Source organism: Pseudonocardia sp. GCM10023141 (assembly GCF_042653605.1).
The window spans coordinates 75,922-93,837 of record NZ_JBHSIR010000065.1 but is presented as its reverse complement, the minus strand read 5'-3'; the positions used below and the strand labels follow the sequence as shown (position 1 = coordinate 93,837).

At 66.2% G+C, this 17,916-nt stretch carries 17 protein-coding genes and 1 pseudogene; 12 read left to right on the top strand and 6 right to left on the bottom strand.

All coding sequences use genetic code 11. The features are described 5' to 3' along the window. The first annotated feature begins 1 nt into the window (after nt 1). Entirely contained in the window at nt 2-160 is a 159-nt protein-coding gene (locus ACFPFQ_RS36960; protein WP_379627419.1) for a hypothetical protein, read from the top strand. A 3-nt stretch (nt 161-163) separates the two neighbouring features. On the opposite strand, the gene ACFPFQ_RS36955 is transcribed toward ACFPFQ_RS36960, so the two are convergent. From ACFPFQ_RS36955 to ACFPFQ_RS36945, 3 genes are all read right to left on the bottom strand, one after another. Further along, nucleotides 164-1,069 carry a LysR family transcriptional regulator gene (locus ACFPFQ_RS36955; protein ID WP_379627417.1) on the bottom strand — a complete coding sequence of 302 codons (906 nt, stop codon included), beginning with the start codon at nt 1,067-1,069 and terminating at the stop codon, nt 164-166. A 119-nt stretch (nt 1,070-1,188) separates the two neighbouring features. Then, nucleotides 1,189-2,019 carry an ISAs1 family transposase gene (locus tag ACFPFQ_RS36950; protein WP_379627534.1) on the bottom strand — a complete coding sequence of 277 codons (831 nt, stop codon included), beginning with the start codon at nt 2,017-2,019 and terminating at the stop codon, nt 1,189-1,191. Nucleotides 2,020-2,027: 8 nt separating this feature from the next. Beyond that, nucleotides 2,028-2,372, bottom strand: coding sequence for a transposase family protein (locus ACFPFQ_RS36945; protein ID WP_379627415.1), 345 nt, complete (start codon nt 2,370-2,372; stop codon nt 2,028-2,030). Between ACFPFQ_RS36945 and ACFPFQ_RS36940 the strand changes: the two genes are divergently transcribed. From ACFPFQ_RS36940 to ACFPFQ_RS36915, 6 genes are all read left to right on the top strand, one after another. Then, nucleotides 2,343-2,732 (top strand): recombinase family protein, encoded by a 390-nt coding sequence (locus ACFPFQ_RS36940; RefSeq protein ID WP_379627413.1) that lies wholly within the window; start codon nt 2,343-2,345, stop codon nt 2,730-2,732. The genes ACFPFQ_RS36945 and ACFPFQ_RS36940 overlap by 30 nt on opposite strands. Further along, nucleotides 2,692-3,057: a recombinase family protein gene (locus ACFPFQ_RS36935; RefSeq protein ID WP_379627532.1), complete on the top strand. Its 366-nt coding sequence runs from the start codon at nt 2,692-2,694 to the stop codon at nt 3,055-3,057. The genes ACFPFQ_RS36940 and ACFPFQ_RS36935 overlap by 41 nt, the downstream gene beginning before the upstream one ends. Before the next feature lie 171 nt (nt 3,058-3,228). Next, nucleotides 3,229-3,444 carry a hypothetical protein gene (locus tag ACFPFQ_RS36930; protein ID WP_379627411.1) on the top strand — a complete coding sequence of 72 codons (216 nt, stop codon included), beginning with the start codon at nt 3,229-3,231 and terminating at the stop codon, nt 3,442-3,444. Nucleotides 3,445-3,992: 548 nt separating this feature from the next. After that, on the top strand, nt 3,993-6,269 hold the full coding sequence (locus ACFPFQ_RS36925) for an FHA domain-containing protein (RefSeq protein ID WP_379627409.1): 2,277 nt from the start codon (nt 3,993-3,995) through the stop codon (nt 6,267-6,269). Nucleotides 6,270-6,494: 225 nt separating this feature from the next. Continuing rightward, the gene (locus ACFPFQ_RS36920; protein WP_379627407.1) at nt 6,495-9,026 is read left to right on the top strand and encodes a DUF6777 domain-containing protein; all 2,532 of its coding nucleotides are present in this window, start codon (nt 6,495-6,497) and stop codon (nt 9,024-9,026) included. A gap of 252 nt (nt 9,027-9,278) precedes the next feature. Beyond that, nucleotides 9,279-12,374, top strand: a complete 3,096-nt coding sequence (locus tag ACFPFQ_RS36915; RefSeq protein ID WP_379627405.1) for a protein kinase domain-containing protein — start codon at nt 9,279-9,281, stop codon at nt 12,372-12,374. Here the strand turns inward: ACFPFQ_RS36915 and ACFPFQ_RS36910 are convergent. Then, the gene (locus ACFPFQ_RS36910; protein WP_379627403.1) at nt 12,343-12,612 is read right to left on the bottom strand and encodes a hypothetical protein; all 270 of its coding nucleotides are present in this window, start codon (nt 12,610-12,612) and stop codon (nt 12,343-12,345) included. The genes ACFPFQ_RS36915 and ACFPFQ_RS36910 overlap by 32 nt on opposite strands. A 241-nt stretch (nt 12,613-12,853) precedes the next feature. Here ACFPFQ_RS36910 and ACFPFQ_RS36905 point away from each other — a divergent pair, with 241 nt between their 5' ends. The 3 genes and pseudogenes from ACFPFQ_RS36905 to ACFPFQ_RS36895 all read left to right on the top strand — a co-directional run. Next, nucleotides 12,854-13,687, top strand: a complete 834-nt coding sequence (locus ACFPFQ_RS36905) for a vWA domain-containing protein (protein ID WP_379627402.1) — start codon at nt 12,854-12,856, stop codon at nt 13,685-13,687. After that, a complete protein-coding gene (locus ACFPFQ_RS36900) occupies nt 13,684-14,658 on the top strand; it encodes a hypothetical protein (RefSeq protein WP_379627400.1) in 975 nt (324 codons plus the stop codon). The genes ACFPFQ_RS36905 and ACFPFQ_RS36900 overlap by 4 nt, the downstream gene beginning before the upstream one ends. Before the next feature lie 140 nt (nt 14,659-14,798). After that, nucleotides 14,799-15,341 (top strand): annotated as a pseudogene (locus tag ACFPFQ_RS36895) (class I SAM-dependent methyltransferase); the annotation flags it as partial. Nucleotides 15,342-15,636: 295 nt separating this feature from the next. Here the strand turns inward: ACFPFQ_RS36895 and ACFPFQ_RS36890 are convergent. Both ACFPFQ_RS36890 and ACFPFQ_RS36885 read right to left on the bottom strand, forming a co-directional pair. Then, a complete protein-coding gene (locus ACFPFQ_RS36890; protein WP_379627540.1) occupies nt 15,637-15,792 on the bottom strand; it encodes a hypothetical protein in 156 nt (51 codons plus the stop codon). Nucleotides 15,793-15,801: 9 nt separating this feature from the next. Next, nucleotides 15,802-16,047 carry a hypothetical protein gene (locus ACFPFQ_RS36885; RefSeq protein ID WP_379627398.1) on the bottom strand — a complete coding sequence of 82 codons (246 nt, stop codon included), beginning with the start codon at nt 16,045-16,047 and terminating at the stop codon, nt 15,802-15,804. A 164-nt stretch (nt 16,048-16,211) separates the two neighbouring features. On the opposite strand from ACFPFQ_RS36885, the gene ACFPFQ_RS36880 reads away from it, so the two are divergent. Next, the gene (locus tag ACFPFQ_RS36880) at nt 16,212-16,760 is read left to right on the top strand and encodes a hypothetical protein (RefSeq protein WP_379627396.1); all 549 of its coding nucleotides are present in this window, start codon (nt 16,212-16,214) and stop codon (nt 16,758-16,760) included. Nucleotides 16,761-16,836: 76 nt separating this feature from the next. After that, nucleotides 16,837-17,901, top strand: coding sequence for a serine/threonine-protein kinase (locus ACFPFQ_RS36875; protein WP_379627394.1), 1,065 nt, complete (start codon nt 16,837-16,839; stop codon nt 17,899-17,901). Nucleotides 17,902-17,916: the final 15 nt, after the last annotated feature.

Here is a 17,916-nt window from a genome sequence, read left to right as displayed (position 1 = left end):
CGTGCAGGACACCACGTCGATCCTCAGCGAGCTCCACAACGACTACATCGGGCGGATCAACGCAGCCGTCGCCGAGGACCACGACGACCTCATTCTGTCCTTGAGCAGCGAGTTCACCGACGCCGCACTCACAGCGATCCTGGATCGCGCCGACGTATGAGCCTCAGCCAGAGAAGGGTGTCACCGCCGCAGCAACGCCGTACACCGCGATGCGACAGAACTGCGTGGTGGCGGGGCTCGATCGATCGCCCGCAGCAACGGCGAGCGCCACACACCACCGGGCGTCCGGGTCATCGGGCGTCGGTCGCGACACCAGATGTGCGGCCTTGTCCTTCTCCGCGATCGGGCGGGGAACCACCGCGACGCCCAGGTCGTGCCCGACCAGATCGAGCAGGCTGTGTACGTCGTTGACCTCGAGCGCCACCCGGCGGTCGATACCCGCCCGCGCGGCCGCAAGGTCGTTCAGCCGGCGGACGCTCCAGTCGGCCTGGAAGTCGACGAATGTCTCCTCGGCGAGGTCCGCCCAGGTCACGACAGCAGGCAGCGGGTGGTCGGCGTGGGCGATCACGACCATCGGAGTGCTGATGACGGGCGAAAGGAGCACCGTGTCGGGAACGGGCCCGGTCACCGCGACGAACGCCGCGTCAAGCCGGTTCGCGGCGACATGCTCGATGAGCGCCTGCGAGCTTTCGTGGCGAAGGCTGACCTCCACGCCGGGATGCGCCGCACGAAACCGGGCCAGCGCAGCCGGCACGTCGACACCGGCGATGCACTGCTCGCTGCCGACCGCCAAGGAACCGCGCAACAGACCCTGCACGGCCGCGGCGGCGTCCAGCGCCGCCGATGCACCCGCCAACGCACGTCGGGCCTCACGCAGGACAGCCCGGCCGACCTCGGTGAGCTCCACCCGGCGCGTCGACCGGACGAACAGCGGCGAGCCGAGCTCGCGCTCGAGCGCACGGATCGAGGCCGAGAGGCCGGACTGCGACACCAGTGACCGCTGTGCCGCCCTCGTGAAGTGGCGTTCCTCGGCCACGGCGACGAAGTACTCCAGCTGACGCAGCTCCATATTCAGAAGCATAAATGGTCATTCCGCTCGATCCCATCGACCGGACAGATCAACTCGCAGATCACACACGGAGACGACATGACACTTCCCACCGCAGCACCAGGGCCTCGGCAAAGTCGTCAGCGGGTGATCTTGAGGATGGCGAGTACTCGATAAGAGTTGCGGGAGCAATGGCGTAGCGCGGCGGCGATGTTGCTCGCGCCGGCGAGGCGGTGGGCGCTGATAGCGAAGTTGCGCAGGCTCGCCATGACCTGGGGTGCGTGGCCGGTGCGGACTTGCGAGGCGTCCTCGGCGTAGGTGACGTCACGGACCCAGTGCAGGCTGTTCTCGATCTGCCAGTGCCCACGGATCCAGCCGGCCAACTGATCGGGTCGGGCCTGGTGCGGGCGCAGGTCGGTGATCGCGTAGACGGTCTCGGTGTGCCATTTCCCGCTGGCCAGTGTCCGGCGGCGGCGGACGAGCTGGATGGCCTGCGCGGCGTGCGGGAACATGATCCCGGCCGCAATGGTGATCACTTTGAGGGTGCGGACCTCGCGGCGGCCGTGGCCGCGCTCGGCGCTGCGGTGCCCGACCTGCACCGCTCGCCAGGGCATCCCGGCGAGCTGTCGGCGCAGGGTCGGCTGGTTGCCTTTCACCGTCAGGATCCAGTGCGCACCCCGGGCGGTGAGGTAGTCGACGTGGGCTCGTTGGGTGTGCAACGCGTCCGCGGTGACCACCGCCTCGCGGAGCTCGAGCCCGTCCAACAGCGGGGCGAAGTGTGCGATCTCGCTGGTCTTGCCGTCCACCTCGACCTGGCCGACAACGACCCGGGCGTCGTGGTCGATCACGGCGAGCAGATGCCGCGCCGGACCGTGGAGCCCACCGGCGCTGGATGTGCGAGCTCCGCGCACGGTCTTGCCGTCCACCGCGATCGCACGCCGAGTCTGGTTGGCGGGGCGCCGTGCGTCGATCCAGGAACTCAGGACCAGGTCGAGCCCGTCGCCGTCGACCCGGCCAGAACCCGGCGGATCGTGGACTCACACGGTGGGCGGGTTCCCAGCGCCAACGCCTGCGCGATCTCGGTAGGCAGGTCAGCGGCCCATTCGGCGATCGCGACCAGTGAGCGGGCGCCGGCGGTCACCGCGCAGATCGACACCGCCAGGATCGTCACCAGCTGATGGCGGACCCCGCGGCGGGCTCGTGGATCGGTCACCCGGGCCAGGACGTCGAGCAGCCCCGGCAGTGCCGCGACCGGATCGGGTACCGCCAGCGTGGCGAACTGGGCACACAGGGCATGGATCGGCGAGGATGCGGGTGCGGGCATGACTCTCTTCAGGTGATCAAGGCTGGCGTGAGAACCGCCATGATCAACGCGAGAGTCGTGCCCGCACTACTACCCGTAGGTCTCGGCGTGTCGCCACCGTCTCGACCACCTCAAGCGACTTTGCCGAGGCCCTGGGTCTCGACCCGCGATCAGAGCACCGACCACCAGATCGATGCGCTCGCCGTGGCCGGAGTCTCGCCGGAGCACATGTTCATCGAGACGGTCTCGGGCAACCTCTCCTCACGCCCCAAGCTCGACGCGCTCCTGGCCGAGCTGCAGACCGGCGACGAAGGAGTGGTGACCCACCCGGCGCAAGCGCATCGGCCGGTCCCAGCAGCACCTGCTCGACCTCGTACGTGAGTTCAGTCGTCGCGAGGTCGACTTCGTCGTGCTCGAGCAGGGCATCGAAACCTCCACCCCTGGTGGAAGGCTCGTGTTCCATTTCCTGGCCGCGCTCGCCGAGTACGACCGGGAGATGATCGTCGAGGGCACCCTCGACGGTCTCGCGGCCGCCCGAGCCCACGGCCGGGTAGGCGGCCGACCCCCGGCGCTGTCTCAGCGCCAGCTCGACCAGACCCAACACATGTATGACACAGGCAAGCACACCGTCCGACGAGATCGCCGACACCTTTCGGGTCGGGCGCACCACCCTCTACCGCGCGTTGCACTCCTACGGCGACGGTGACGGTGACGGTGACGGCGTTCTGATCATCTACCGCAGCTCTCGGCGCGGGCCCAAGCTCGACACCGACACCCAGCGTCGCTTCGGTGAGACCGGTGCCGGGGAGAAGGTCCAGATCGAGGCCGACCGAAGTGGTGGAACATCGCTCCCGCCCGCCGATCCCGGCTCAAGGGCATGGTCTTCGTCGGCGACGGTGTCGTCACCCGCGTCCGCGCGGTCGACCCGGATCTGAACAAGTGGGCAGCGGACGACCGCGGCTACGCCGACGTGCCCCTCGGGCCCGCGTTGACGGATCTGCAGATCGCCCGCCAGTTCCCCATCCTGGGCATCGCACTCGTCGACGCCCGCCCGCATGTGCGCGGCAAGATCCGGGAGTACGTGACGCTGTAGCCGCGGATCATGTTGAAGCTAGCCCCAAACCACGAATCGCCCGTTCCTAAGCGACCGCATCCGGAATACGGCCCGCTGGTCGCGAGCGTCCAAATCCAACAGACCTGAGGAAACCTGGCCGTTCAAGACTATCCAGGAACGACGGAGGAGGACATGATCTTGAGCCGCGGTATCGCGCTTCGTGCAATGTCGAGATTAGGGACTCCTCGGAGCCGTTCATGTAAGGAGGTCAGCAACCCGGCGGTGGGGGCACCGTCCCGCGCTCCAGCTCAGAGCACGGAAGTTTGACGATGTTCGACGGCGAGCGATGTCGTCGGTCGGGATCTCCAAGGCTCGGGCAATGGCGGCAGAGCGGACGAAGCGGGCGGCGCAGCCGGGCCCTCCGGGCTGTGGTCAGCGGCGTCCATGCTCCTCCTGGTGACGCCAGGAGCCGATTCGTGGCACTATCGCCGCCTGCGGAGATTGGACACGATTGTCGACGTACCAACCAGGGCAGCGAGGCGTTGGCATTGAGCGCTGGTCCTTCCGAAGGTTCGGGTCCTGGTTCTGTGGAGCTGCGGGTGGGCTCGACAAGCTGGATGCTCACGCCGGGTGAGTCGGTGTCGATCGGTCGAGATGCAGCAGTCCGGGTTCGGATCGATGACGGACACGTCTCACGGCTACACGCAGTACTCGAGTCGTCTTCGCTGGGATGGGTACTAGTCGATCACAGCCGCAACGGCACGTTCGTCGGAGGGCGCAGAGTTGGGCGCGTGGCCATCACCGGTCCAACAACCGTCGAACTTGGGCGCCGCGGCGGCGTGGAGCTCGCGATCACTCCCACGGTGAGGCCGCATGGACCGGCGCCGCAGGTTCATCTCCACGGTCGCGGGCCATCGACCGTGCATCGGATCATCGGGGCGCGCATCCGGGTGGGTCGGCTGCCTGACAACGATGTCGTGGTCGATGACCTGCTGGTCTCGCGCCGGCACGCCGAACTGCAGCATGACGGGCAGGACTGGCGGTTGACCGACCTGGGGAGCCCGAACGGCACCTTCGTCAACGGTCGTCGGATCACCGAAACGACCGTCACCGAGCGGGACCTCATCGGTATCGGTCACAGCCTGCTGCAACTGGCTGGCGGCAGTCTCGTCGAGTACCTCGACTCTGGCGACATCGCGTTCGAGGCGGAAGGCCTGACCGTTACGACCAAAGAGGGCAGGACACTGCTGGAAGGGGTTAGTTTCTCCCTGCCCGGACGCTGCCTGCTCGCCGTGATTGGACCCAGCGGTGCTGGGAAGTCCACGCTACTGCGGGCGCTCACCGGATTCCGTCCGGCCGACACGGGCCGAGTTCGGTACGACGGACGCGACCTGTACAGCAACTTCGACGAACTCCGCCAACGCATCGGGCTGGTCCCACAGGACGACATCCTGCATCCACAGCTCACTGTCCGCCGGGCGTTGTCGTTCGCGGCACGGCTGCGGTTCCCGACCGAGGTGTCCGATCATGACCGGGAACAACGCATCGACGAGGTGCTGGCCGAGCTCGGCCTCACCGAACGCGCACAGCTGAGGATCAGCAAGCTCTCCGGCGGCCAACGGAAGCGCACCAGCGTCGCGCTGGAGTTGCTCACCAAGCCGTCGTTGCTGTTCCTTGACGAACCCACATCCGGATTAGATCCCGGGCTGGACAAGTCCGTCATGCAGAACCTGCGGGACCTGGCAGACGATGGACGGACCGTGGTCGTCGTCACCCACAGTGTCGCAAACCTCGATCTGTGCGACCGACTGCTGATCCTCGCGCCGGGTGGTCGCGTCGCCTACATCGGGCCGCCTGGCCAAGCACTCAACTATTTCGGGCAACCCGACTTCGCCGAGGTATTCCTCATGCTCGAGCGGGAGACTGACACCGATTGGGCTGCCCGCTTCCAGCAGTCCCCCGACTACTACCGCAACGTCGAGGCAACCCTGGCGATCCACCGGGGCTCCGCCAACGCCGCATCACCGGGTCGCGCGACCCGTCAGCAGCCCCCGTTGGTGCAGTTCTCCATCCTGTGCCGGCGCTACTTGGCTGTGATCGCCGCCGACCGCCCGTACCTGATATCCCTCGCTGTACTGCCCGTGATTCTGAGCCTCCTTGCCCGCGCGGTACCCGGAAGCGACGGCCTGTCCGTCGCCGGCGGCAGCACCAGACCGCTGCAACTACTTCTGATTCTCATCATCGGTGGAGCGTTGATGGGTTCCGCCGCCGCGGTACGGGAGCTGGTCAAGGAACGCGCCATCTACCTGCGCGAGCACGCCACTGGTCTGTCTTTGGGCGCTTATCTGGGGTCGAAGATCGCCGTTCTCGCCATGCTCACGGGCGTCCAGGCGGTGCTGTTCACCCTGCTGAGTCTGCTCGGGGTCCCCGGTCCGGACCGGCCCGTCGTCATTGCGTCCGGAACCACCGAGATCATGCTGGCCGTCCTCGGCGTGACCTGGGCGGCCATGGTCGTCGGGCTGTTGATCTCTGCAGCGATCGACAATGCCGACCGTGGCATGCCGCTACTTGTGCTGCTGGTCATGGCCCAGCTCATCTTGTGCGGCGGGCTCTTCCCGGTGAAGGGTCGTGCCGTGCTGGAACAGCTGTCCTGGCTCGTACCCGCTCGGTGGGGCTACGCCAGCGGGGCTGCCACCCTTGACATCGAGCATGCCCCCGGGACCACCGATGACCTGCTCTGGCATCACAACGCCGCGACGTGGGTGGCGGACGTTCTCTTCCTGAGCGGACTCACGCTCGTCCTGATCGTCGCGACGTGCCTGCTCCTTCGTCGTCTCGATTCTGCCCGCGGCCGATCGAGCTGACATCGAAGACTAGAGGTCGTGCAGCGTCCCCACCACGACCTCGAGTGCAACGCCGCCCGACGTGATGCCGCGGCAGTGCGGGGTAGTCAAGTCATCAACATCCTGCTGTCGGACAAGCACCGGCAGTAACACGACCCCGCCCTGCAACGACGGGTCCATCAGGCTCGGCATATCCACGCGAACAGCAGGCTCGCGTCCTGCTGTTCCCGGAACGGGAGACCGTCGGTGACCGAGGAGATGTTCGGCCAGTACCGCCTCGATGGTCTACTCGGTCGTGGCGGCATGGGCGAGGTCCATCGCGCCTTCGACACCGTCCGTGGACGCGCGGTGGCGATCAAGCGGCTACCCCTGAGGCTGGCCGCCGACGAGGAATTCGCGGCACGATTCCGCGCCGAGTCCGCGCTGGTCGCCCGACTCCGCGAACCGCACATCATCCCGATCCACGACTTCGGGGAGATCGACGGCAGGCTGTTCATCGACATGCGGTTAGTTGAGGGCCCAAACCTCGCCGCAATGCTGGACGACATCGGCCGGCTTGATCCACACCGGGCCGTGAACGTCGTCTCCCAGATCGCCGCTGCCCTTGATGTCGCGCACGCCGAGGGGTTGGTGCACCGCGATATCAAGCCGGGCAACGTACTGGTCACGCCCGCGACGGGCAGCGACGGGGACGGCGAGTTCGTCTACGTCGCGGACTTCGGGATCGCACGAGCGGTCAGCAGCGGATCGACGTCGCTCACCGCGACCGGTGCGACGGTGGGCTCGCTGGATTACATGGCCCCGGAACGGTTCACCGGCGGGCACGGCGACCACAGAGTCGACGTCTACTCGCTGGGCTGCCTGCTCTACGAGGCATTGACGGCAAGCAAGCCATTCACCGGCGAAGGCCTGCCGGCAATGATCAACGCCCACCTCAACACTCCAGCGCCCCTTCCGTCCGAGCACGTACCAGGGATACCTGCAGGCCTCGACGACGTCATCTCCCGAGCCATGGCTAAGCATCCCGACGACCGCTACGCGAGCGCCGGCGCCCTCGCGGTATCGGCGCGGGCTGCACTCGAAGGCAGTCCGGACGCAGTTACGGTGCCCAGGCCGGCAGCTGAGACGATTATTCCGTCCGCACTGCCCGGAGCGTTCGCCGCAGTTCAGCCCGTCGCGCCCCGCCCGGCCTCGATATCGACCGGTGCCGCACGTCAGCGGCGCCGCCGCGGGCTAGTTGCTGTGGCAGTACTGGCCACCGTCGTGACGCTGCTCGGTGGCGCTGCCCTCGCCCTCAGCCTTCAAGGCTCCCCGGCACAGCCGACGGTGCGCACCGAACCTGGCGGAGCGCCTGGCGACAACCCGTTCATGCCGCCACAGGGCAAGGACAGGCCAGGTGTCACGCCACCAGCAGGATCAGGAGGCACCTTCCCCGGCGGTACCTCCGGGCTCTACGGCGGCACCCTCAACAATGCTGCATGCGACCCCGCCGGGATGACAACCTTCCTCCAGCAGCACCCCGACAAGGAAGCCGCCTGGGCCAGTGTCCAGGGCATCCCCCCGGACGCCGTACCCGCCTACATCGCCGGGCTCACGCCCGTCATCCTGCGATCTGACACCGCCGTCACCAACCACGGTTACACGCAGGGCCGCGCCACCGTCATTCCTGCGGTACTGCAGGCCGGTAGTGCGGTACTCGTTGACCGGTACGGCGTCCCCCGCGCCCGGTGCGCCTGCGGCAACCCGCTGACCCCACCGCAACAACTGCAACAACCGCAGTACACCGGCGCGACCTGGACCGGCTTCACCCCCGCCGCAGTGACCACGATCGAGCCAACGACGACACCCATCACCGAGTTCGTCCTCGTCGACCCCGCCACCAACGGCGTGTTCCGACGACCCGCCGGGAGCAACGGCAGCCAGGACCGACCCGCTGATCCATCCTCCACCGAACCCACCGGCCCGCCGTCGGCCACCGTCGCACCCAGCACCGACCCTGGGCAGATACCGCCCGACCCTGGCACCGGCACGATCACCGGCCCCGTGACCACGCCCGTCGTCAGGACGCCCACCGAGACTCCGACCCAGCCGAAAGCCGATCTCACGCCCACCGCCATCGTGTTCAACCGTGCCGACCTCACCGTCGGGACCAAGATCTACTTCGACTCCGGCGTCACGAACCTGGGGAATGCGACAACCCCACACTTCAACATCAAGTGGTACGTCGACGGCCGCGAGGTTGGCGCCTACGGCGATCACAATGGAGTCGGCGCCAACACGACCGTCCTGGACGGCAACAGCCAGTTCACCTGGGCGTTCACCGAGCCCGGCACACACACAGTGACCTTCACCCTCGACGTCGACAACTTCGTCGCCGAATCCAACGAGAGCAACAACGCGACGAGCGCAACCGTCGACATCGCCCCGATACTGCAAGTGAGTCCCAAGCCAGATCTCGCGCCCACCGCCGTGACCTACACCGGAGCACTCGCGATCGGCAGTCGCATCGACTTCGATTCGGGCATCACCAACCATGGAAGCGCCGACACGGGCGTGTTCAACATCAAGTGGTACGTCGACGGCAAGGAGGTTGGCGCCTACGGGAGCCACTCCGGAGTGCCCGCGAACACCACGGTCATGAACGGCAACAGCCAGTTCAACTACACGTTCAGCGGAGCCGGGAGCCACAAGGTCACCTTCACCGTCGACGTCGACAACTTCATCGCCGAATCCAACGAAAGCAATAACTCACAAAGCGTAACCATCACGATCAAGTAGATGCCTGCCACCCGCGGCAGTGCGCCCGATCGCAAGTTCGGACGCACTGCTCCGCACCCACCCGGCCAGCGCAACATGTAACATCCCCGACCCCTCAGCGACAGTAATGCGGGACACGTTTCTTTTAGATCAAGTTCAGTTGATCACATCGCAAAGTCACATCAGAAGGGACGACGTCACCCTGCGGTGGCATCGCGCTCGTGCCTCACACCCATGCATGACTGGCTGAGGTTCGATGATCATGGAGGCTCGATGTCGGACTCTCAGTTCGGACCCTATCGCCTGGACAAGCTGCTGGGCCGGGGCGGAATGGGTGAGGTATACCTTGCCTATGACAGCAGGCATCAGCGCACGGTTGCCATCAAGATGTTGCTCGAATCGCTGTCGTTGGACCCGGACTACCGAGCCAGGTTCGAACGAGAGGCGAGGATCGCGGCCGGCCTGCGCGAGCAGCATATCATCCCTATTCATGGCTACGGAGAGATCGACAACCGGCTCTATATTGATATGCGGCTGGTCGACGGCGAGGATCTAGGGAAGCTCCTGTCAAGGAAGGGCTTCCTCAGCCCGCGACGTGCCGTGGGAATGGTCCAGCAGGTCGCGTCCGCTCTCGATGCCGCACATCTGGCAGGGCTCATACACCGTGATGTCAAGCCGGCAAATGTGCTCGTGGCACATACTGCACCGGGAACAGTCGACGCTGTGTACCTCGCCGATTTCGGCATCGCTCGCGAGAGTTCCGCACGCGCGCGCTCCAGGCTCACCATGGCCGGTGCCGCGGTGGGGACCCCCGACTACATGGCCCCGGAGACGTTCAGTACCGGTGCGATAGACCACCGAACGGACATCTACGCGTTGGGCTGCCTCCTCTATGAGACATTGAGTGGACTAAAGCCTTTCCTTGCTGACGAGTACCCAGCGCTGCTTTACAAGCACCTGAACGAGGATCCACCCAAGCCCAGTGCGGCCCGGTCCGACATACCATCGGCGATGGATGTTGTCATCAGCACGAGCATGGCGAAGGATCCGGCATCGCGATACGGAACTGCCGGAGAACTGGCCGCGGCCGCCGAGAGGGCTCTCACCTCGATCGTCGCGGATATCCCGCGCGTGCAGGCTCCCGCGCGCATGCAGTCGGGGGGACCCACTCGCGCCAAAGAGGTACTCGACTCGCAGGAGGCTCAACATCCGCCAACGCCAGCGGCCGCGGCACCAACGCAGCTCCCGCAGATGCGACGCCTCCCTACCGGGCAGCACATCCAGCCAGCCGGGCCCGGCAGCGCGGATCGCGGGCTGGAGCCCATCATGGCCCGGGGATCTTCTGCCGGGCAGGACTGGGCTCCGATCGCGATCGGGCGACGGTGGTCCAAGTGGTTCTACGACGTGGACCAGGCCGGCAATCACAGCCTCACACAGGCGTGGCCAACAGCGACTGACTACGTGCAGGCAGTACAGGCCACAGCAGAACCAGTTTCAGGGCCGGGCCTGCGGAGTGCGCGCATCGTCCGCGACATGCTCGGGATGCCGTCATCATCCAGCGGCCAGAACGCTGTCGTATTCGAGCTGAGTCACGCCGGTGGCGGACTTGCCTTGCGCTGCTTCACTCGATCACCGAACGATGCCGCCGCGCGGTACCGCGCCCTGGCACCCGTGCTCGCCTCGACCGGCTGCGACATTGTCGCGCCCGCACGCTGGCTGGACTCCGGCATCAGCGTGGGAGGCGAGAGATGGCCAGCGGTCATCATGCCCTGGGTACCGGGGCTGCCGCTCAACACCGTCGTCGAAGATCTGCTGGACCACCCTCAAGAATTGAGACACCTGGCCGATTCCTGGACAAAAGGACTCACGGAGCTGTCTGCCGCGGGCCTCGCCCACGGCGACCTGCAATGCGGGAACGTCCTGGTCGACCACGATGGCGAGCTACACCTGGTCGACCTCGACGGATTCTACGTACCCTCGCTCGCCAAGCCGCCAGCCGAGCTCGGACACCCAGACTTCCAGCACCCGCGCCGTGCAGCCAACGACTGGGGCCCTGACATGGACGCCTTCAGCGGGTTGGTCATCCACCTCAGTCTGCGCGCCCTGACGACCGATCCTGATCTGTGGCGCTTCAACTCCGCCGAGAACCTCATCCTGACACGAGAGGACTACGAGCGGCCCGACGAGACACCCGTCTGGTCGCAGCTCCACTCCAACACCGACCCCGAAGTCGTGCGCCTGACCGGGCTGCTGTCTCGGTGCTGCCGGTCCTCGACACCGCCAACCGTCGCTGAGGTGTTCGGTCCAGTCCGGGACCCAGGTAGCCAAGCAGCTACCTTCGCACCGCGCCCCGCCCGGGCATCCGCCGAAACACTCATCCCGTCCTCCCTCAATGTCGAGAAGTGGTGGGTCGATGAGCCTCAATCCGCTCTCCCGTCGGTCGAGCCGGCCGTCCGTCCGCGCCGTGGGGGTTGGTTCGGCCGCAACTCGGTGATCACCGGACTCACGTCCGGGCTAGCATGCGCGGCGCTGGTCATCGCGATCTACCTCGCCGTCGGCACGTCGATCCCGCAAGTTGCTCGGGCACCGCTTCTGGTCGCGCTGGCCGGAAGCATCCTTACTGCCGCATTGGCCGCACTCCCCCGCGCGACGATGGGCGCCCTGCGGAATGCCGCCAAACTCGGGCTCGCCGGGGCTGGGCTCGGCGCCGTGCTCTCGCTCACTGGGCTCGGCGCGTTCGAGCTCGTGGCCTACAACAGCATCGACGGCGGCCGTGCCCCACTTGCCCTGGTAGCGGCATGGACCCTTTGCGCGGTATCGATCGGAGTTGCCACCGGCATCTTGCGCAAATCCGCGCGAGCCGTCGTCAGCGGGCTACTCGGCGGAGTCATCGGTGGCCTGGCCGGTGGCGCGGTTCATTGGACGTCCGGGCCCACATTTGTCAGCACAGGCGATCATCGAGAGTGGACCCTCGATCTGAACGTGCTGAATCCTCCGACTCTGATCGCGATCCTTCTGGCCTGCGCCGCGATCGGGACATCGATCGGCATCGTCGATCGCGTCCGCAGACGCTCCTGGCTGACGGTCATCGAGGGCAACCTACGCGGCCGCGAGATCATCTTGGATCGCCGTGAAGCAACGATTGGGACGGCGAACACCGCCACCCTGCGGCTGGCAGCCGACGGGTGTATTGCCCCGACACATGCCGTCCTGTCCGGTGAAGGCGGGAGCTACTCCCTCAGCAGCTACTCATCCGTCGAGGTAAACGGCGTTGCGAGCGCAACGCCGGGTCCGATCCCTCTCCGCAATGGAGACGTACTGCGAGTCGGCGGGTCGTTCATCCGCTTCGAGCAACGGGAATCCCGATGACCGCACAGTCGAGGCGCGTCGCCAGAGGATTGCTGGCCGGTATCGCCAGCATGACCGTGACCTCCATCGCGATCCTCATCGCGGGGGAATCCTCCACCACTCCGTCAACGCCGGCCGTCGAAGCCGCGTCGGTGATACCGCCCAGCAGCGTGCCACCGACGCCGCCGCCCTCGCCGACCACGACGATCCCCCGGATCCCAGCGACACCGACCGCCGCGCCGGGCGATACGCCGGACAACCCAAACCAACCACCTACAGGCGTGAGGCCACCGCTCAGAAGTGGGCACAGATCGGCACCGACAGCCCCGACTCCGGCCATCCCTGACGGGCCGAACACTGTGGCTACGACCACGTTGACACCTGACGCAGACGGACCGTCCGGGGCAACGAGATCGCGTACATCGGTCCGGGACAACCACGAACAGTGCGAGCATGCGCGCTCGGCGACATCAGGGCTCGGGAGACACAGGCGATGAGCAATGACCTATAGCCGCCGTATAGACCGCCTCAGCCCAGCACTGATCATCGTGCTCGTTGACCAGTCGGACTCGATGGCCGAACTCATCGCAGGAGCTCAGGCATCGAAAGCCCAAGCCGTCGCAAATCATATCAACACGCTGCTGTACGAACTCATCCTCCGCTGCGCCAAGACACCCCGCGAACCACCACGCGCGTACTTCTACGTCAGCGTCCTCGGCTACTCAACGACCCCCGACGGCAGATCAATCATCGAACCCGCACTCACCGTGGCCAACGCAGACGGGGTCATCTCCACAACGGACCTCGCAACAAGCACACTTCGCGTAGAGAGCCGACACGGACCGACCGGAAGCACCATCAACTCCCCCGTCTGGATCGAGCCGGTCGGACGCGGCGGAACCCCAATGTGCGCCGCCCTCAACCGCGCCGGCCAACTCGCCGCTTCATGGGTCGCCCAACATCCAGACGCCTTCCCTCCGGTCGTCGTCAACCTCAGCGATGGCGAAGCAACCGACGGCGACCCAGCCGTCTGGGCAGGCCGATTGCGAAGCCTCTCAACCTCCGACGGCCACGTACTGTTGTTCAACCTGAACCTATCCACCGATCCGGGGACAGCGCACCTCTTCCCATCCGACATGAACGGTCTATCCAGCCAACACGCGGCCAAACTCTTCGACATGTCCAGCCCCCTGCCAGATTCCATGATCGACATAGCAAGATCACAGGGCATTGCTATCCGCCCAGGCGCACGCGGATTCGCCTTCAACGCCGACATAAAGGCGCTCACGTTATTCCTCAACGTGGGAACCAGCATCGGACGGATCGCCCGATGAGCGAAACCCGAACAGGAAAATCTTGGACACTCCCGGCAGCGATCGGCATCCTACTCGTGGGGCTCTTCGCCATCTTGCTTACTATCAGCTCGACGCTGCAACACTACTGGCCACTCCTGATCATTGCTGCCACGGCGGCAGCCGCTCCGTTCTTGATACGCGAACCGGTGACCCCGCGCCGCCGCCCGCTTCCGATTTTCACTCCGAGGACAGCTGCGGACGAAACACTGGGATCGCCGACACTTAGTGCGTCGTCAGTCACCGTGCCCAAAGCAAGCTCGACCGGCGGCGAGAACGAGGACGCGCACGCGATCGACCTCGACTCCGGCTACCTTGCCGTCGCAGACGGGGCATCCTCTTCCTTCCGCGCAGCTGAATGGTCACAATTTCTCTGCGAAGCATTTACGCAAGAACAACCACTCGGAACGATGCCTTCACAGACCTGGATCACGAACGCGACTGTCAAGTTCCGCGAATCCGCCCCGGACGACTCCGATTGGTGGAGCAATGAGGCCGCAGAACGTGGCGCACATGCTGCTTTCGCAGGCTTAGCGATCCTTCGTCACGAACAACGGTTGAGCTGGCGGGCGACCGCGATCGGTGACTGTGTTCTGGTTCATCTTAGACCAGTACTCACGGGTCAACCGCCGATAGTGACGGCGTTTCCTATTGCACACAGCGCATCGTTCCCACAGAACCCATCCCTCTTGTCCAGCGCTTCCGACGGCCACCCACCCGTCTCGTACATCGAGGGCTCTGCACAGCTCGGCGACACATGGTTGCTGATGACAGACGAACTTGCACGGTGGGCCATGCGTAGGTACGAGTCAGGGGATCCAGTCTGGACTCTCCTATCGTGTGGCACCGACGTCGACCTCACCTCCGCGATAGCAGTGGCGAGAGAATCCGGCCACATTGCCGACGATGACATGACCATCGTGCGATGCGAGGTCGTCGCTGGCCAATACTGAAATACCAGCGACCAGCAGTATTTGAGTTGACAAAATTCGGCCGGCCCGGAGTCAAGATCTTGTCGCAGCGTCGAGCTTTTGGTGGACCATCGAGAGGGCCGTGAGCGTCACGGTACCTGCGGCACGGCAGCGAGGAAGATGTGGCCGTGAACTTCTCGCCGAGGGCTCGCAACGTCGACCCCGAACCCGGCCCGGCCACCACCGCGAGTCCGCCCGCAGAGGCTGCCAATTCGCCGGGCGGGGCCTCGGGGCCGAGTGTGTTGGGGTCTGCCCCTGATCACCGCTACCTCCTCGACAACGCTCAGGCCGAGGCGGGTGAGCGGTTCGTCGCGCTGGCGGAACTGTTCGACGGCGTGACCCGCGGGCACTTTGACCGTCTGGGGGTGGGGCCGGGGTGGCGCTGCTGGGAGGTCGGGGCCGGAGGTCGCACCATCCCCGAGGCGCTCGCCGCAGCCGTCGGACCGACCGGGTATGTACTGGCGACGGACATCAACCCAGCGTGGCTGGACCCGCATGGGACCTACGAGGTACGCCGGCACGACATCGTCGCCGATCCGCCGCCGGGGAGGTTCGACCTGGTGCACGCCCGGCTCGTCCTCGTCCATGTGCCCGACCGCGCCCGAGCACTGGCAACGATGGTGGCGGCGCTGCGGCCCGGCGGCTGGCTCCTCGTGGAGGATGCGGACACCGAGCTGCAGCCATTGGTGTGCCTCGACGAAAGCGGACCGGCGCAGCGGCGAGCATGCAGGGGTAGGCGCTTGCCGAAGGCCGTCATTGCTCAGTTGCGGCAGGAAGATGCAGCTTCTCATACGGCTCCCCAGAGAGAGAGCGATCCGGACAGTGGCGTCGAGCCGATGCCGAAGTGTGGCTCGGCTGACTCTCGTGGCAGGTTTGCGGCTGCTGGGCGCCCCCGTTGTCGGTCGTGGCAGTACCGAGCGCGTCGGAGGGTCCGCCGTACTGCGACCAGAACCCCCACGCTCACGGTGAGTACGAGCCCTTGCCCTCCTCGGCAAGCTGCCAGAACGCCTTCTCGTCACCGAGACCCCGAACCATCGCGTCAGACCCATGGGCCACGACGGCACGGCCGTCTTCCTCGTAGGTGACCAGCGCGAGCAGCAGCTCCGCCCAGCGCACCAGCCGGCGTCAGCCCACCGTGTCGAGCTGTTCACGTTCGGCCAGGTCAGCAATCGCCCAGTACAGCGAGTAGTAGCGAGCGAATTGGGTCAGCGTCGAGAGGCCGGGTACGAGCGTGGCCACCATCGACAGCACCGGCGCCTCGACAGCCAGTGGGGAGCGGCCCTCTCGCTGGTCGAGCCCCTGCTGCGCCCACGCCGGACCATCGATCACAGTGCGCATCCCCACCAACGCAATTGCCCATAGCTGGTTCACCCGACTGAGCGTGACCGCGACCCTACCGAGCGAGTACTGGTCACGTGGCTCTAACGTCACTCCACCCGAGCCTTCGACGCTGATCAGCCGTTCTGATCGAGATCGGATGGGCTTCGGGGATTTGCTCGCCGACCAGTGATGCGCCGCGACCATCAGGAGCCACGATGACCGATTCGCACCTCAGCCACACCTGGAGGAGCGGCTGGCTCGGCCTCAACGCCTACGGGGTCGAGACCCACGGCTTCGTCGACCTGTCCATGGACCCGATCGGCACCGCAGAGGCCAAGATCCATTGGCTGGCTGACGACGGCGAGATCTACAGCCCGTTCCGTCTCCGCTACGCCCCTGAGCATCAGCGCGTGGATCTCCTGGCGTGCTTCGGTGACCAGCCTATGGAATCCGACGAGGACGACGAGGAGCCTACGGACGACCCTTTAGGAGGCTGGTCCCTGGAGTCTTCGGACCCGGCCCCAGGTCACCTCACCGCCACGTTGAGCATGACCACTTCCCCGGAGCAAATTTTCACCTCGCTGGCCGCGGTGCACGCGGACATGTTCGAGATCCTCGACGATTGGTACGCGGGCGCGTTGGCCTGGGATCATCGCTGGATGGCAGGACCAGGACCCGCCGAGCTCTGGCGGCCGGCCGGGCCGGCGGGCGTATCCGACCGGTTCTCCAGCCGACCCTGCCCGCCGCCCGATCTGGACTCCTGACCGCTGGGCGACAGCATTTCAGCGGCACGGTGCGCCGCCCGTAACGTGCGGGCCCGAGGAGCCGACGGAGGTAGTAATGATCGACGTGCCCACACTGATCGGCAAGTACACCGTCGATCGCGAGCTCGGCTCCGGTGGCATGGGCGAGGTCTTCCTCGCCTACTCCCCCGCCGGCGATCCGGTGGCGGTCAAGCTGATCCGCGCCGACCGCCTCGATCCTGTCACCCGCGCCCGCTTCGAGAAGGAAGCGCTCATCGCCCGCACCGTCGTGGGCACCAATCGCGTGGCGCGGTTCCTGGACGCCGACCCCTACGCCGACCGTCCCTGGCTCGCGATGGAGTACGTGCCGGGCACCACGCTGGCCTCGCACGTGGAGGCCCACGGCCCGCTGCCCGCTGCGCTGGTGGCCAGCCTGGGCGCGTTGCTGGCGGAGGGGCTGGCGGTTGTACACGCCACAGGGTTGCTGCACCGCGACATCAAGCCCCAAAACGTGATCATGGGCGAGTACGGTCCCGTTCTGATCGACTTCGGGCTCGGGGCCTTCCTCGACGCGGCCACGGACACCCTCTCGCACAGTGGGATGATCATCGGAACCATTCGCTACATGCCACCTGAGCAGGCTGGCGGGCAGATCCAGCTCACTCCCGCGGCCGATGTCTACGGGCTGGGCGCTGTGCTGCTGTATGCGGGCACCGGACACCATCCCTACGACGGTTCGCGGTGGGAGGCGATCGCCGGCCAGGTCTCCGATCCTCGGCAGGGGGCGGATCTGCATGGCCTGCCCGATCCCTTGGTTCCGATGATCTCGTCGATGCTGGCCCACGATCCAGCGAGCCGGCCAACCCTCGAGGCAGTCACGGCGGCCTGCACGGAGCTGCTTGCCACGCTGCGGACATCCGCGGTGCAAGCACGGCACGCCCTGATCGATCGAACGGCCGTTGACCCGCCACTGGCTCCGATCCCTCCGCCGCCACGGATCGAGGACCCGCCCGCGGACGCCGACGACGCACTCGACGTCCGCCCGGATCCCCCCGTGGTTCCCGACGTGGAGGAGCCGGCCCCGACCGGCGGCAGGCGTCCCGCATCGCAACGGGTGGCCGACGACCTGCGCAGGCGCTACGCAACCCGAGCCGACCTCTAGCCAGATCGGTACCGT